The sequence below is a fragment of the Streptococcus danieliae genome, assembly GCF_013415245.1.
In the GTDB taxonomy this organism is placed as follows: domain Bacteria; phylum Bacillota; class Bacilli; order Lactobacillales; family Streptococcaceae; genus Streptococcus; species Streptococcus danieliae_A.
In genome coordinates this window covers 1-1,195 of sequence record NZ_JACBXX010000075.1, presented here as the reverse complement: position 1 = coordinate 1,195, position 1,195 = coordinate 1, and the positions used below count along the sequence as shown (strand labels likewise).

Below are 1,195 nucleotides of genomic sequence, written 5' to 3'. Positions count from 1 at the left end.
ACGAGGAATCGATTCGCCATTAATCTAGGGATTATGGAGAAGAAGATGACAAAGTCATCGTGGAAAAAGCTTAAAATAGAGTTAAGTGACGATAGCCTAGGAGATACACCTGTTCCCATGCCGAACACAGAAGTTAAGACCTAGAACGCCGGAAGTAGTTGGGGGTTGCCCCCTGTGAGATATGGTAGTCGCTTAGCTAAAGGGGAGTTTAGCTCAGCTGGGAGAGCATCTGCCTTACAAGCAGAGGGTCAGCGGTTCGATCCCGTTAACTCCCATTGTACGAAAGTACAGGTCCCGTAGTGTAGCGGTTATCACGTCGCCCTGTCACGGCGAAGATCGCGGGTTCGATTCCCGTCGGGACCGTTCAAACAGTATGGTATACAGTTTGAAGTTTGAAAAGAGACAAGACTCGTTAGCTCAGTTGGTAGAGCAATTGACTTTTAATCAATGGGTCGCTGGTTCGAGCCCAGCACGGGTCATATGCGGGTTTGGCGGAATTGGCAGACGCACCAGATTTAGGATCTGGCGCTTTCGGGCGTGGGGGTTCAAGTCCCTTAACCCGCATATATAGTAATAAGCCGGCTTAGCTCAGTTGGTAGAGCATCTGATTTGTAATCAGAGGGTCGCGTGTTCAAGTCATGTAGCCGGCATTAGAGGATTGCGAACGTAGTTCAGTGGTAGAACACCACCTTGCCAAGGTGGGGGTCGCGGGTTCGAATCCCGTCGTTCGCTTTGGCGCCGGGGTGGCGGAACTGGCAGACGCACAGGACTTAAAATCCTGCGATCATTTCGATCGTACCGGTTCGATTCCGGTCCTCGGCAAATGGGCACCCTTAGCTCAACTGGATAGAGTACCTGACTACGAATCAGGCGGTTAGAGGTTCGACTCCTCTAGGGTGCATTAACTTTATATTATACAGGAAGTAGCTTAGCAAGTACTCTAAAGCTGAGGTACAACCTGGTTTATATCTACGGGAAGTAGCTCAGCTTGGTAGAGTACTTGGTTTGGGACCAAGGTGTCGCAGGTTCGAATCCTGTCTTCCCGACTAGCAAGAGGCATTAGCCTCTTTTTTTGGCTCTTTGTCAACTGTAGTGGGTAGAATTTTACAATCTATAAATAGTGAGTACAATATAGCCTAAAAATGGCTTCCTTTCAATTCATATGGGATGCATTCCCTGTGGTGGGGGACGGCAG

The 1,195-nt window shown here is 49.0% G+C and carries 9 tRNA genes and 1 rRNA gene; all 10 read left to right on the top strand.

The features are described 5' to 3' along the window. Positions 1-81: 81 nt before the first annotated feature. The 10 genes from rrf (at position 82) to HZY94_RS02600 (ending at position 1,046) form a co-directional block, all read left to right on the top strand. Positions 82-197: ribosomal RNA gene (gene rrf, locus HZY94_RS02645) — 5S ribosomal RNA — on the top strand. Between the two features lie 5 nt (positions 198-202). Beyond that, a tRNA-Val gene (locus HZY94_RS02640) sits at positions 203-275 on the top strand. Between the two features lie 15 nt (positions 276-290). Then, positions 291-363: transfer RNA gene (locus HZY94_RS02635), tRNA-Asp, on the top strand. 43 nt (positions 364-406) lie between these two features. Next, positions 407-479: transfer RNA gene (locus tag HZY94_RS02630), tRNA-Lys, on the top strand. Between the two features lie 3 nt (positions 480-482). After that, positions 483-564: transfer RNA gene (locus tag HZY94_RS02625), tRNA-Leu, on the top strand. A 13-nt stretch (positions 565-577) separates the two neighbouring features. Continuing rightward, positions 578-650: transfer RNA gene (locus tag HZY94_RS02620), tRNA-Thr, on the top strand. Positions 651-660: 10 nt separating this feature from the next. Further along, positions 661-732: transfer RNA gene (locus tag HZY94_RS02615), tRNA-Gly, on the top strand. A 5-nt stretch (positions 733-737) separates the two neighbouring features. Further along, a tRNA-Leu gene (locus HZY94_RS02610) sits at positions 738-822 on the top strand. Between the two features lie 5 nt (positions 823-827). Then, positions 828-901, top strand: a tRNA-Arg gene (locus tag HZY94_RS02605). A 71-nt stretch (positions 902-972) separates the two neighbouring features. Then, positions 973-1,046: transfer RNA gene (locus tag HZY94_RS02600), tRNA-Pro, on the top strand. Positions 1,047-1,195 lie beyond the last annotated feature (149 nt).